The 13,091-nt window shown below is 70.7% G+C and carries 11 protein-coding genes; 5 read left to right on the top strand and 6 right to left on the bottom strand.

What is annotated here, in order from left to right; translation table 11 throughout:
* Positions 1-37: 37 nt before the first annotated feature.
* On the bottom strand, positions 38-1,183 hold the full coding sequence (gene tal / locus OG985_RS11425; RefSeq protein ID WP_371668179.1) for a transaldolase: 1,146 nt from the start codon (positions 1,181-1,183) through the stop codon (positions 38-40).
* 19 nt (positions 1,184-1,202) lie between these two features.
* Positions 1,203-3,278: a transketolase gene (gene tkt, locus OG985_RS11420; protein WP_371668178.1), complete on the bottom strand. Its 2,076-nt coding sequence runs from the start codon at positions 3,276-3,278 to the stop codon at positions 1,203-1,205.
* A 156-nt stretch (positions 3,279-3,434) separates the two neighbouring features.
* Here tkt and OG985_RS11415 point away from each other — a divergent pair, with 156 nt between their 5' ends.
* Positions 3,435-4,340: a helix-turn-helix domain-containing protein gene (locus OG985_RS11415; RefSeq protein WP_371668177.1), complete on the top strand. Its 906-nt coding sequence runs from the start codon at positions 3,435-3,437 to the stop codon at positions 4,338-4,340.
* Positions 4,341-4,470: 130 nt separating this feature from the next.
* Here the strand turns inward: OG985_RS11415 and OG985_RS11410 are convergent, their stop codons facing one another.
* From OG985_RS11410 to OG985_RS11395, 4 genes are all read right to left on the bottom strand, one after another.
* Positions 4,471-5,883, bottom strand: coding sequence for a glycoside hydrolase family 16 protein (locus OG985_RS11410; protein WP_371668176.1), 1,413 nt, complete (start codon positions 5,881-5,883; stop codon positions 4,471-4,473).
* A gap of 209 nt (positions 5,884-6,092) precedes the next feature.
* Positions 6,093-7,349: an Ig-like domain-containing protein gene (locus tag OG985_RS11405; RefSeq protein ID WP_371668175.1), complete on the bottom strand. Its 1,257-nt coding sequence runs from the start codon at positions 7,347-7,349 to the stop codon at positions 6,093-6,095.
* A gap of 208 nt (positions 7,350-7,557) precedes the next feature.
* Positions 7,558-8,358 carry an IclR family transcriptional regulator gene (locus OG985_RS11400; protein ID WP_371674336.1) on the bottom strand — a complete coding sequence of 267 codons (801 nt, stop codon included), beginning with the start codon at positions 8,356-8,358 and terminating at the stop codon, positions 7,558-7,560.
* 219 nt (positions 8,359-8,577) lie between these two features.
* On the bottom strand, positions 8,578-9,003 hold the full coding sequence (locus tag OG985_RS11395) for a MarR family winged helix-turn-helix transcriptional regulator (RefSeq protein ID WP_371668174.1): 426 nt from the start codon (positions 9,001-9,003) through the stop codon (positions 8,578-8,580).
* 224 nt (positions 9,004-9,227) lie between these two features.
* On the opposite strand from OG985_RS11395, the gene OG985_RS11390 reads away from it, so the two are divergent.
* The 4 genes from OG985_RS11390 to OG985_RS11375 all read left to right on the top strand — a co-directional run bounded on the left by OG985_RS11390 (position 9,228) and on the right by OG985_RS11375 (position 13,078).
* Positions 9,228-10,145: an SDR family NAD(P)-dependent oxidoreductase gene (locus OG985_RS11390; RefSeq protein ID WP_371668173.1), complete on the top strand. Its 918-nt coding sequence runs from the start codon at positions 9,228-9,230 to the stop codon at positions 10,143-10,145.
* A gap of 71 nt (positions 10,146-10,216) precedes the next feature.
* Positions 10,217-11,092 carry an amidohydrolase family protein gene (locus OG985_RS11385; protein ID WP_371674335.1) on the top strand — a complete coding sequence of 292 codons (876 nt, stop codon included), beginning with the start codon at positions 10,217-10,219 and terminating at the stop codon, positions 11,090-11,092.
* A gap of 10 nt (positions 11,093-11,102) precedes the next feature.
* A complete protein-coding gene (locus tag OG985_RS11380; protein ID WP_371668172.1) occupies positions 11,103-12,608 on the top strand; it encodes a long-chain fatty acid--CoA ligase in 1,506 nt (501 codons plus the stop codon).
* Between the two features lie 14 nt (positions 12,609-12,622).
* Positions 12,623-13,078, top strand: a complete 456-nt coding sequence (locus OG985_RS11375) for a MaoC family dehydratase (RefSeq protein ID WP_371668171.1) — start codon at positions 12,623-12,625, stop codon at positions 13,076-13,078.
* Positions 13,079-13,091 lie beyond the last annotated feature (13 nt).

The following is a 13,091-nucleotide window of genomic DNA, read 5'->3' as shown; positions in this document are numbered from 1 at the left end:
GCCTCCTCGGCAGCCGTCGTTGCGGGCAGTTCCTCGCTCATTCCCCGTCGACCTCCTTGCTGTTCAGCGACTTGGTGACGGCGTCCAGCAGGTCCTGCCAGGCCGTCTCGAACTTGGCGACACCCTCGTCCTCGAGCTGCCGCACGACCTCGTCGTAGGAGATGCCGAGGCGCTCGATGGCCGCGAGGTCGGCGCGGGCCCCGGCGTACCGGCCGGTGACGGTGTCCCCGGTGATCCGGCCGTGGCCGGCGGTGGCGTTCAGGGTGGCCTCCGGCATGGTGTTGACCGTGCCGGGCGCGACCAGTTCGTCGACGTACATCGTGTCCCTGTACGCCGGGTCCTTCACGCCGGTCGACGCCCACAGCGGACGCTGCTTGTTGGCCCCGGCCGCGGCGAGAGCCGCCCAGCGTTCCCGGCCGAAGACGTCCTCGTACGCCTCGTAGGCGAGCCGCGCGTTCGCCAGGGCCGCCCGCCCCTTGAGGGCCAGGGCCTCGTCGGTGCCGAGGACCGTCAGACGCTTGTCGATCTCGCTGTCGACGCGGGAGACGAAGAAGGAGGCGACGGAGTGGACGGCGGACAGGTCCAGCCCGGCCGCCCGCGCCTTCTCCAGGCCGGCGAGGTAGGCGTCCATGACCTCGCGGTAGCGGTCCAGGGAGAAGATCAGCGTCACGTTGACGCTGATGCCCAGGCCGACGACCTCGGTGATCGCCGGGAGGCCGGCCTTCGTCGCCGGGATCTTGATCATGACGTTGGGGCGGTCGACCAGCCAGCCGAGCTGCTTGGCCTCGGCGATCGTCGCCCGCGTGTCGTGGGCGAGACGCGGGTCGACCTCGATGGACACCCGGCCGTCCCGGCCGCCGGTCGCCTCGTACACCGGCCGCAGGACGTCGGCGGCGGCGCGGACGTCGGCGGTGGTCATCATCCGTACGGCCTCGTCGACCGTCACACCGCGCACGGCGAGGTCGGCCAGCTGCTCCCGGTAGCCCTCCCCGGAGCCGATCGCGGCCTGGAAGATGGACGGGTTGGTGGTCACGCCCACCACGTTGCGGCGCGCGACGAGTCCGGCCAGGTCGCCGGATGTGATCCGCTTGCGTGACAGGTCGTCCAGCCAGACGGAGACGCCCTCGTCGGACAGGCGCTTGAGCGCACCCGCGGTCGCGGTTGCTTCGGACACGGTGATCATCCTCTTTCTGGCGATCGGATCAGCCACGCGCGGCGGCCAGCGACTGCCTGGCCGCCTCGGCGACGTTCTCGGCGGTGAAGCCGAACTCGGTGAACAGGGTCTTCGCGTCGGCGGAGGCGCCGAAGTGTTCGAGGGAGACGATGCGTCCTGCGTCACCTGTGAACCGGTACCACGTCAGCCCGATCCCCGCCTCGACCGCAACGCGGGCCCGCACGGACGGCGGCAGGACGCGGTCGCGGTACTCGCGCGGCTGCTCCTCGAACCACTCCACGGACGGCATCGACACCACCCGCGTCCCGACGCCCTCGGCCTCCAGCCGTTCCCGCGCGGCGACGGCGAGTTGGACCTCGGAGCCGGTGGCGATCAGGACGACCTCGGGCACCTCGGTGGAGGACTCCCGCAGCACGTACCCGCCGCGCGCCGCGTCCGGATCGGGCGCGTACGTCGGTACGCCCTGACGGGTGAGCGCGAGGCCGTGCGGAGCCGGGTCGGTGGCGTGCCGCCGCAGGATCTCCGCCCACGCCACCACGGTCTCGTTGGCGTCCGCCGGGCGGACGATGTTGAGGCCCGGGATGGCGCGCAGCGAGGCGAGGTGTTCGACCGGCTGGTGGGTCGGGCCGTCCTCGCCGAGGCCGATGGAGTCGTGCGTCCACACGTACGTCACCGGCAGCTGCATCAGCGCCGACAGGCGCACCGCGTTGCGCATGTAGTCGGAGAACACCAGGAACGTACCGCCGTAGACGCGCGTGTTGCCGTGCAGCGCGATGCCGTTCATCTCCGCGGCCATCGAGTGCTCGCGGATACCGAAGTGGATGGTGCGGCCGTACGGGTCGGCCTCCGGCAGCGGGTTGTCCGCCGGGAGGAAGGAGCTGGTCTTGTCGATCGTGGTGTTGTTCGAGCCGGCCAGGTCGGCCGAGCCGCCCCACAGCTCGGGAAGCACCTCGCCGAGGGACTGGAGCACCTTGCCGGAGGCGGCCCGGGTGGCGACGGACCTGCCCTCCTCGAACACCGGCAGGGAGTCCTCCCAGCCCTCGGGGAGCTGACCCGCGACGACCCGGTCGAACAGCTTCGCGCGCTCCGGACGGGCGCCGCGCCACTTGTCGGTCCGCTTGTCCCAGGCGGCGTGCGCCTCGGCACCCCGGTCGAGTGCCCGGTGGGTGTGCGCGAGGACCTCGTCGGAGACCTCGAAGCTCTTGTCCGGGTCGAAGCCGAGGGCACGCTTGGTGGCGGCGATCTCGTCCTCGCCCAGAGCCGAGCCGTGGGCGGCCTCGGTGTTCCGGGCGTTCGGGGCGGGCCAGGCGATGATCGTGCGCATCGCGATGATCGAGGGACGGCCCGTTTCCGCCTGCGCGGCCCGCAGTGCCCCGTGCAGTGCGTGGACGTCGATGTCGCCGTCGGCGGCGGGCTCGATCCGCCGCACGTGCCAGCCGTAGGCCTCGTACCGCTTCAGCACGTCCTCGGAGAACGCGGTCGCCGTGTCGCCCTCGATGGAGATGTGGTTGTCGTCGTAGAGGAAGACCAGGTTGCCGAGCTTCTGGTGGCCGGCGAGGGAGGACGCCTCGGCGGAGATGCCCTCCTCCAGGTCGCCGTCGGAGACGATCGCCCAGACGGTGTGGTCGAAGGGGGACTCGCCCTCGGCGGCGTCCGGGTCGAACAGGCCGCGCTCGTAGCGGGCGGCCATCGCCATGCCCACCGCGTTGGCCACACCCTGCCCGAGCGGACCGGTGGTCGTCTCCACACCGGCGGTGTGCCCGTACTCCGGATGACCGGGCGTCTTCGAACCGTGGGTCCGGAACGCCTTCAGGTCGTCGAGTTCCAGCTCGTACCCGGCGAGGAAGAGCTGCGTGTAGAGGGTCAGCGAGGTGTGACCCGGGGACAGGACGAAGCGGTCACGGCCGGTCCACTCGGGATCGGCGGGGTCGTGTCGCATCACCTTCTGAAAGAGCGTGTAGGCGGCCGGAGCCAGACTCATCGCGGTGCCGGGGTGCCCGTTCCCGACCCGCTGCACGGCATCCGCCGCCAGCAGACGGGCGGTGTCGAGGGCACGCCGGTCGAGTTCGGTCCATTCGAAGGTGTCCGGTGTCTGCGTGCTCATCTTCAAGAAGTCCTCGATGGGAGCGGGATATCTGGTCACATCTGTTCTGACGCGTTCAAACTTAAAAGTCTGACTTTTATGGTGGAAGGTCGCCGTGTGCCAGCCTGTGGTGAAAGTGGGACACCGACGGCGTGACCGAGGCGGCGCGAGAAGGACATGGCGGACCAAACCATCCAAGGCGGAGACGGTGACGGCGGCGTTGACGCGATCAGAACGTTCCCCTTCCCGGTCGAGCTGAGCGTGGGCGGTGTCGGCATGCAGGTCGGCCCCATGGGCACCGGCCGCACCTGGCACGCCGACGCGCCGCTGCACCGTGTCCACCGCATCGACTTCCACGTCGTGATGCTGTTCGACGCCGGCCCGGTCCACCACATGATCGACTTCGCCGAGTACGAGGCGACGGCCGGCGACCTGCTGTGGATCCGCCCCGGGCAGGTCCACCGCTTCTCGCGCAGCAGCGGGTACCGCGGAACCGTCCTGACCATGCAACCCGGCTTTCTGCCCCGCCACACGGTCGAGGCCACCGGCCTGTACCGCTACGACCTGCCACCCCTGCTGCGCCCCGACGAGCCGCGACTCGCCGGACTGCGCTCGGCCCTCGCCCAGCTCCGGCGCGAGTACGAGGACACGACGACACTGCCCCTGAGCCTGCACACCGCGGTGCTGCGCCACTCCCTGACGGCGTTCCTGTTGCGCCTGGCCCATCTCGCGGCCAGCTCCGCGGAGGAGGCCCGGCGGCAGGCCGACACCACCTTCACCCTCTTCCGCGACGCCGTGGAGCGGGGCTTCGCCACCAACCACAGCGTCAGCGCCTACGCGGACGACCTCGGTTACTCCCGCCGTACCCTCGTCCGCGCGGTGCGCGCCGCCACCGGCCAGACCCCCAAGGGCTTCATCGACCACCGCGTGATCCTGGAGGCCAAACGCCTCCTCGCCCACACCGACCTGCCGATAGGCCGCGTCGGCGCGGCGGTCGGCTTTCCCGACGCGGCGAACTTCTCCAAGTTCTTCCACCTGCACACGGACATGGCGCCGGCGGCGTTCCGGGCGGAACTCGGCTGAAACGACTCCTCGGGCCGGACGGGGCCGGCCACCGACGCGCCGATGCCCCGCGAGGACTTGGCCTCGCGGGGCATCGGTTCGACGGCGCGCTCGGTGACCGAGGCGCGTGACCCCGGCCGCCCGCGTCCCGTCAGTGGCCGAAGTCGAACCAGTTCACGTTCACGAAGTCCGACGGCTGACCGCTGGTGAAGGTGAGATACACGTCGTGCGTGCCCGTCACCGAGGTGATGTTCGCCGGAACCGTCCTCCACGACTGCCAGCCACCGGTGTTGGCCACCGAGAAACTGCCGAGCGGAGTGCCGGTACGGCTGTCCAGACGGACCTCGACCAGGCCGCTGACGCCGCCCGCCGCGCCGCTCGCCACCCGGGCGACGAACTGCTTCGCCGCCGTGGAGCCGAAGTTGACGCCCTTGTAGAGGGCCCAGTCGCCGTTCGCGAGGGCACCGATGTTCTGGCCTGCCCCGGTGTCCGAGGTGGTCTCGGTGATCGTGCCGGACTGACCGTCGTACGACTCCGCCTGGATGGCGCTGTAGGCGTCACGGTTGCCGGTGGGCGGGGGAGTGGTGCCGCCTCCGCTGCCGGACTGGAGCACCTGGACGTAGTCGACGACCATCGGGTGACCCGGAACCGTGTCGTTGTCCAGGCCGCCGCCGAGCGCGTCCGGGAACGCGCCGCCCATCGCCACGTTCAGGATGACGAAGTACCCGTGGTTGGTGGCGTTGGCCCAGGTCGTCGCGTCGACCTGACCGGCCGTCACGGTGTGGTAGTTGACGCCGTCGACGTAGAAGCGGATCGCCTCCGGGCTCACCGAGCGGTCCCACTCCATGCTGTAGGTGTGGAAGCCGGACTGGCAGGTCGTGCCCGGACAGGCGACGGAGTTGCCGATGCCGGTGGTCTCGTTGCACGGGCCGCCCGGGTTGCTGCCGCAGTGCATCGTGGCCCAGACCTTGTTCTGGCCCTGGACGTTCTCCATGATGTCCAGCTCGCCGACGCCCGGCCAGTTCTGGTAGTTGCCGCGGTAGGGCGCGCCCAGCGTCCAGAACGCCGGCCAGTAGCCCTCGGCGGCGGTGCCGGTGACGTTCGGCATCTGGATGCGGGCCTCGACGCGCAGCTTGCCGCCCGACGGGGGCTGGAAGTCGGTGCGGTTGGTCTCGATGCGTCCGGAGGTCCAGCGGCCGGCCGAGTCGCGCAGCGGGGTGATGCGCAGGTTGCCGTTGCCGTCCAGCGAGACGTTGTTGGTGCTGGAGGTCATCGTCTCGACCTCGCCCGTGCCCCAGTTGGCGGGGCCGCCCGGGTACGAGATGCCGGTGTCGTACTGCCAGTTGGCGGTGTTCACGCCGGAGCCGGCGGCGCCCTCGAAGTCGTCGAGGAAGACCTGGGACCAGCCCGTCGGGGGAGTGGGCGCGGAGGCGTTCGCGGCCGGTGAGGTGACCGTGGCGGCCGCCGCCGCCAGACCGAGCGTGCCGAGGACGGCGACGAGCGCGCGCCGCAGACGGGGTCTGCGGAGCGCGCGGGGGAGGGGTGTGCCGGAGGAGTCGCTCATGGGGGCCTCTCGGGTACGGAGTGGGTGCGCGGGTGCCTTCGGGAGCGAGTGAGGCGTGAGAGCGCTCTCAAAGTGCGCCCAATGTGCTCCCGGCCACTCCGGCCGTCAAGAGGTGTAACCCGGAATTTCCTTTCGGCGCAGGTGAGTTCACCCGATGAAGACAGGATTGTGCTGGTGCCTGTCGCGGCGCCGGGGCCCGGCTCCCGGTGTCAGAGCGCGCTGCCCGCCTTCCACCGTGCCCAGGAGAGGTTCCAGCCGTTGAGGCCGTTGGCCGGGTCGACGGTCCGCTCGCCCGAGTTCTTCACGATCACCACGTCACCCAGCAGGGAACTCTCGTAGAACGTGTAGCCCGCCACGGAGCTGTCGTCCGCCCCCTTGGCGTCGTGCAGGCCGACGCAGCCGTGGCTGGTGTTCTGGCCGCCGAACACCGCGGTCGACGCCCAGTAGTTGCCGTGAATGAAGGTGCCGGAGGTGGTCAGGCGCTGGGCGTGCGGGACGTCCGCGATGTCGTACTCGTCGCCGAGGCCGACCGTGGAGGACTCCATGCGGGTCTGCTTGAACCGCTCACTGATCACCATGATCCCGGACCAGGTGGTGTGGTCGGCGTCGCCGCCGCTGACCGGGTAGGTCGCGAGGGTCGCTCCGTCCCGCCGTACCGTCATCCGCTTGGCGGACAGGTCGACCGTGCTGATCTGCTCGCGGCCGATGTGGAAGGTGACGTCCTTGTGCTGGACGCCGTAGACACCGTCCGCGCCCTCGACGTCCTTCAGACGCAGACTCAGCGTGACCGTCGTGCCGGCCGCCCAGTACGTCTCGGGCCGGAAGTCGAGCCGCGTGTCGCTGAACCAGTGGCCGACCACCTCGACGGCGGGCTCCGCGGTCACCGTGATCGCCTTCTCGACGGCCGCCCGGTCCGCGACGGCGTGCGTGAAGTTCAGGGACACCGGCATGCCGACCCCCGACGTCGAGTTCGCCTCGGGGGTGAAGTAACCGACGAACGTCTCACCGGGCGACTTCGTGGTGAAGGTCGTACGCTCCGCCGCGGCCCCCTCCGCCGTGGCGGTCACCGTGTACTTCGTGCCCGAGTACGGGTTGCCCGTCGACGTCCACGTCGTCCTGGTCTCGTCGAAGGACCCCGCCAGCGTCGAACCGTCGTTTCCCGCGACCGTCACCGAGGCCAGCGTGCCGTCGGTGACGGTGACCTTCACGGGACTGGCGAAGCCCGCCTTCCTCGTGCCGTCGGCGGGGGTGACCGAGATCGCCGGCTTCTTAGCGGCGGCCTTCACGGAGGCGGGCGCCGTCGCGCTCGCGGTACCCGCCGGGCCGGTTGCCTCCGAGGCGTCCGCCGAACCGCCGCAGCCCGTGACCACGGCGGCCGGCACCACACCGAGCACGGCGAGGACTCCCCGTCGGGACCACCGCTGCGACCGCTGCCCGGACCGGTTCGATATGTGCGAGACGCCCACGCCATGCCTTCCTGAGATATCCACCTTTGCGGGTGCATCGTGCATCTCCCACCTGGGTTGATCCTTTGAATCCACGGACCGCCGGCTGAGATTTCGGTGAGGAGAAGCCGAGAAGGAGTGAGGGGACCGTGAGAGCACGCCGGCGACGCCTCGCCGGCATCCGGCGCCGACCTTCGGGGAGAGGGGTGCGGTTTCCCGGGCTAGGCGCCTACGACGCTCCGTCCCCCGCCCCCGCCCCCGCTTCCGCCCCGACTCCCGCGTCCCGCTCGGGCCGCCATCCCAGTGCCCGGGAGATCCCGCGTGCCGCGAGTCGTACCGCGGGGATCAGTACCGGTACCTGGGCGTCGGCCTGTGGCACCACGACCGACACGGCGGCGACCAGCGATCCCCCCGGCCCGCGCACCGGGGCGGCGACGGACAGCGCGTCCTCCGTGACCTGACGGCTGCTCACCGCGACGCCGGCGCGCCTCACTTCGGCCAGTTCGCGGCGCAGCCGCGGGCCGTCGGTGATCGTGTGCGGGGTGAAGGAGGCGAGTGGCCCCGCGCAGTAGGCGTCCTGGAACGCCGGTTCTCCGTGGGCCAGCAGGACGAGCCCGACGCCGGTGGCGTGCAGGGGCCAGCGCGCGCCGACACGGATGTGCACGCCGACCGACGAACGCCCCGAGATCCACTCGATGTACACGACCTCCGCGCCGTCGCGCACCGCCAGCTGCACGTTCTCGTGGGTCGCTTCGTACAGGTCCTCCAGGTGCGGCAGGGCGACCTGCCGCAGCGCGAGGCCGCGCGGAGCGAGTGCCGCGACCTCCCACAGCCGTAGTCCTACGTGGTAGACGCCGGAAGGGTCCCGTTCCAGGGCGCCCCACTCGGTGAGGGCGGCGACGAGCCGGTGCGCGGTGGTCAGGGTGAGCCCGGCCCGGCGGCTGATGTCGGTGAGGGACAGCGCCGGGTGCTCGTGGTCGAACGCGGCGAGCACGGACAGCAGCCGGTCGGGCGCTGAGCGAGTGGGCATGGCGGTCATGGCCGGGCGTCTCCCGGGTGTGCGAGGTCCTGCGGGCGGGGGGTGTTCGGCTGGTGGGTCATGTCGTGATGCGTTCGCCCGGTCCGCCTGCGCGGGACGGTGGTCCGGTGTGTCCATCAGTCGGCTTGCGCGGGACGGGAGCCGGGTGTGCCGGATCAGGCGGGTTCGTCTTCCGCGATCCGCTTCGGGACGGGAGCCGGGTGTGCCGGATCAGGCGAGTCCGTCCCCCGCGATCCGTCGCAGCAGTGAGTGCAGCGTGTCCCGCTCGGCCGGGTCCAGCGGGTCCAGGAGCTCGTTCGTCACCCGCAGGCCTGCCTCGTCGGTCCCGCGCAGGAAGTCGCGGCCGTCCTCGGTCAGTACGACGATCCTGCTGCGGCGGTCGTCGGGGGAGGGCCGGCGCTCGGCGAAGCCCTGCTTCTCCAGGTCGTCGACCAGACCGACGATCGCGCTCGGGTCGTAGCCGAGGCGGACGCTCAGCTCGCGCTGCAGGGCGCCCTCCGAGGTGGCGAGCAGGCGCAGTACCGCGTAGTGGCGCAGGCGCAGCCCCGACTCCTGGAGGCAGGCGTTGAACAACTGCCCGGAGCGCAGGCCCAGCCGGTACAGCAGGTAGCCCGTGTCCGCGTGCAGCTCGCGCATCCACGGCTCGTTCGCGTCGATCGGGGCGGGGTTCGTGGCGGACTGGCGGGTGATGGCGGGCTCCCTGGTCTCGGTGCGGGCGGGTGCGGTCCTCGTGTGATTTCAGCATGGCGCACCCGTAGGTCATCAACAACTATTGACGTCAACAATTATTGCTCTTAGCTTCGATCTCGTAGCCGCACCGATGCGCCGCCACGGCGCATCCCACGTGAAGGGACTCGCCCGTGCCCAGCATCGATCTCACCGGGAAGGCCGCCGTCGTCACCGGCAGCGGCCGGGGACTCGGCCTCGCCTACGCCCACGCCCTGGCCGCCCACGGCGCGTCCGTGGTCGTCAACGACGTCGACGAGACCGTCGCCGAGCAGGCCGTGAAGTCCATCACCGAGGCGGGCGGCACCGCTGTCGCCGAGGTCGTCGCCGTCGGCACCACCGAGGCCGCCGACCGGCTCGTCGCCCGCGCGGTCGAGGAGTTCGGCCGGCTCGACGTCCTGGTCACCAACGCGGGCATCCTGCGCGACAGGGTGCTGTGGAAGATGACCGACGAGGACTTCGACGCGGTGCTCACCACCCATCTCAAGGGCACCTTCACCTGCGCCCGCGCCGCCGCCGTGCGGATGCGCGAACAGGGCGAGGGCGGCAGCCTGATCCTGGTCGGCTCCCCGGCCGGGCAGCGCGGCAACTTCGGGCAGACGAACTACGCCGCCGCCAAGGCCGGCATCGCCGCCATGGCTCGCACCTGGTCCATGGAACTGGGCCGGGCGGGCATCACCGTCAACGCGATCGTGCCGGTGGCCGCCACCGCGATGACCGAGACCATTCCCGCCTTCGCCCCCTACGTCGAGGCGATGAAGAACGGCGAGCCGCTGCCCGCGTTCCTGCGCAAGGGGGAAGGCTTCGGCACCCCTGAGGACTGCGCGGGCCTCGTCCCCTTCCTCGCCTCCGAGGCCGCCCGGTCCGTCACCGGCCAGGCCATCGGCATCGGCGGCGACAAGGTGGCACTCTGGTCCCATCCGCAGGAGATCAGGGCGGCGTACGCCGACGGCGGCTGGACCCCCGACGCCCTGGCCGACGCCTGGTCCACCTCGGTCGGCGCCGAACTCCAGACGGTGGGCATTCCGGCCCCCAAGTTCCCGGAGGCGTGATGGACCCCGCCGCGAGCCCTGCCCCGACCACTCCCGCCGACCGCTCGGCCAACCCTTCCGTGACCCGCTCCATGAACGTCGACGACCTCGTGGCGATCGACGTCCACACGCACGCGGAGGTGTCCTCCAAGGGCCACTCCTCCCTGGCCGACGACCTGCACGACGCCTCCTCGGCCTACTTCAAGGTCGAGGGCAAGCGGAAGCCGACCCTGGAGGAGACGGCCGCGTACTACCGCGAGCGCGGGATGGCCGCCGTGATCTTCACGGTGGACGCCGAGTCCGCCACCGGCACGGCTCCCGTGCCCAACGAGGAGGTCGCCGAGGCGGCCGCCGCCAACGCGGACGTCCTCATCCCCTTCGCCTCCATCGACCCCTTCCGGGGAAAGGCGGGGGTGAAACAGGCCCGCCGCCTGGTCGAGGAGTACGGGGTGAAGGGCTTCAAGTTCCACCCCAGCATCCAGGGCTTCTTCCCCGACGACCGCTCGGTGGCGTACGACCTGTACGAGGTGATCGAGGAGACGGGGACCATCGCCCTGTTCCACACCGGCCAGACCGGCATCGGCGCCGGAGTGCCCGGCGGTGGCGGGATCAGGCTCAAGTACTCCAACCCGCTGCACGTGGACGACGTGGCGGCCGACTTCCCGCACCTGAAGATCATCCTGGCGCACCCGTCCTTCCCCTGGCAGGACGAGGCCCTCGCCGTCGCCACCCACAAGCCGGGCGTGCACATCGACCTGTCCGGCTGGTCGCCGAAGTACTTCCCGCCGCAGCTCGTGCAGTACGCCAACACCCTGCTCAAGGACAAGGTCCTGTTCGGCTCGGACTTCCCCGTGCTCACCCCCGACCGCTGGCTCGCCGACTTCGCGAAGCTGCCGATCAAGGACGAGGTACGGCCGAAGATCCTCAAGGAGAACGCCGCCCGCCTGCTCGGGCTGACGAAACCGTAAGGGGCGCCAGATGCGCAACGAGGGACTCGGGTCCTGGCCCGCACGCCGGGCCCGCAAGACCCCGCACCGCACCGCCCTGATCCACGGCGGGCAGTCGACCGACTACCGCACACTGTATGCACGCACCAACCGCCTCGCCCACGCCCTGCGCCTGCGGGGCCTGCGCCGCGGCGACCGGATCGCCTACCTCGGCCCCAACCACCCCTCCTACCTGGAGACCCTCTTCGCCGCCGGCACGCTCGGCGCGGTCTTCGTCCCGCTCAACACCCGCCTGGCCGGCCCGGAGATCGCCTACCAGCTGGCCGATTCCGGCGCCAAGGCCCTCGTCTACGGCCCCGGACACGCGGGCCTGGTCGCCGGCCTGCCCGGCCACACCGACGTGCGGACGTACGTCGAGGTCGGCGCCGAGTACGAGGAGGCCCTGGCATCGGCGCCGGCCGAGCCGATCGACGAGCCGGTCGCCCCCGACGACACCTGCATCATCATGTACACCTCGGGCACGACCGGCCGTCCCAAGGGCGCCATGCTCACCCACGGCAACCTGACCTGGAACGCGGTCAACGTCCTGGTCGACACCGACCTGATCGCCGACGAACGCGCCCTGGTCTCCGCCCCGTTGTTCCACACGGCGGGCCTGAACATGCTCACCCTGCCGGTGCTGCTCAAGGGCGGCGCCTGCGTCCTGGTCGACGCCTTCGACCCGCGGGGGACCCTCGAACTGATCGAAGAGCACCGGATCACCTTCATGTTCGGCGTACCGGCGATGTTCGACCAGGTGGCCCGGCATCCGCGCTGGAAGGACGCCGACCTGTCCTCGCTGCGCATCCTGACCTGCGGCGGCTCCCCGGTACCGACACCGCTGATCGCCGCCTACCAGGAACGCGGACTCACCTTCCTCCAGGGTTACGGCATGACGGAGGCGTCCCCCGGCACGCTGTTCCTGGACGCCGAACACGCGGTCACCAAGGCGGGCTCGGCCGGAGTGCCCCACTTCTTCAGCGACGTACGGGTGGTACGGCCCGACCTGAGCCCGGTGGACGTCGACGAGACGGGCGAGGTCGTGGTCCGCGGACCGCACGTCATGCCCGGCTACTGGGGGCTGCCCGAGGAGACGGCCGCCTCCTTCGCGGACGGCTGGTTCCGCAGCGGCGACGCGGCCCGGATCGACGAGGACGGATACGTGCACATCGTCGACCGCATCAAGGACATGATCATCTCGGGTGGCGAGAACATCTACCCCGCCGAGATCGAGGATCTCCTCCTGGCCCATCCGGACGTCGTCGAGTGCGCGGTGATCGGCGTGCCGGACGACAAGTGGGGCGAGGTGCCGTGGGCGGTGGTGGTGCCCCGTGAGGGCGCCCGGCTCGACGCGGACGAGGTGCTCGCCTCCCTGGCCGGCCGGCTCGCCAAGTACAAGATCCCCAAGTCGGTGGTGCTGGCGGAGGAGCTTCCCCGCACCGCCTCCGGAAAGCTCCTCAAGTCCCGGGTGCGCAAGCGCTACGGCACCAACTCATAGCTAAGGAAAGCCACATGGGCATCACCGTCAACGGCCTGGACGAACTCAAGAAGCTCGCCGGCAGCGACCTCGGCACCAGCGGGTGGATCGAGGTGACGCAGGAGCGCGTCAACACCTTCGCCGACGCCACGGGCGACCACCAGTGGATCCACGTGGACCCGGAGAAGGCCGCCGCGGGACCCTTCGGTGCCCCGATCGCCCACGGCTACCTCACCCTCTCCCTCTTCATCCCGCTGTTCACCGAGCTGCTGGACGTCCAGGGCGTCACGACGAAGGTCAACTACGGGCTGAACAAGGTGCGTTTTCCCGCGCCGCTGAAAGTCGGTTCGCGTATCCGTCTGGTCGCCAAGCTGACCGAGGTCGAGGAGGTGTCGGGCGGTGTGCAGATCACCGTCGACGGCGCGATCGAGATCGAGGGGGGCGCGAAGCCGGCGGCTGTGCTGCAGAGCCTGTCGCGGTTCTACGCCTGAGGTGACGACCGTG

Source organism: Streptomyces sp. NBC_00289, assembly GCF_041435115.1.
Lineage (GTDB): Bacteria > Actinomycetota > Actinomycetes > Streptomycetales > Streptomycetaceae > Streptomyces.
The sequence above is the reverse complement of the archived record's forward strand: the minus strand, read 5'-3'. Positions and strand labels throughout refer to the sequence as shown.

Excerpts from the sequence above, each read along its gene's own strand:
- tal (WP_371668179.1), bottom strand. The coding sequence starts at position 1,183 with ATGATCACCGTGTCCGAAGCAACCGCGACCGCGGGTGCGCTCAAGCGC.
- tkt (WP_371668178.1), bottom strand. The coding sequence starts at position 3,278 with ATGAGCACGCAGACACCGGACACCTTCGAATGGACCGAACTCGACCGG.
- OG985_RS11415 (WP_371668177.1), top strand. The coding sequence starts at position 3,435 with ATGGCGGACCAAACCATCCAAGGCGGAGACGGTGACGGCGGCGTTGAC.
- OG985_RS11410 (WP_371668176.1), bottom strand. The coding sequence starts at position 5,883 with ATGAGCGACTCCTCCGGCACACCCCTCCCCCGCGCGCTCCGCAGACCC.
- OG985_RS11400 (WP_371674336.1), bottom strand. The coding sequence starts at position 8,358 with ATGCCCACTCGCTCAGCGCCCGACCGGCTGCTGTCCGTGCTCGCCGCG.
- OG985_RS11395 (WP_371668174.1), bottom strand. The coding sequence starts at position 9,003 with ATGCGCGAGCTGCACGCGGACACGGGCTACCTGCTGTACCGGCTGGGC.
- OG985_RS11385 (WP_371674335.1), top strand. The coding sequence starts at position 10,217 with ATGAACGTCGACGACCTCGTGGCGATCGACGTCCACACGCACGCGGAG.
- OG985_RS11380 (WP_371668172.1), top strand. The coding sequence starts at position 11,103 with ATGCGCAACGAGGGACTCGGGTCCTGGCCCGCACGCCGGGCCCGCAAG.
- OG985_RS11375 (WP_371668171.1), top strand. The coding sequence starts at position 12,623 with ATGGGCATCACCGTCAACGGCCTGGACGAACTCAAGAAGCTCGCCGGC.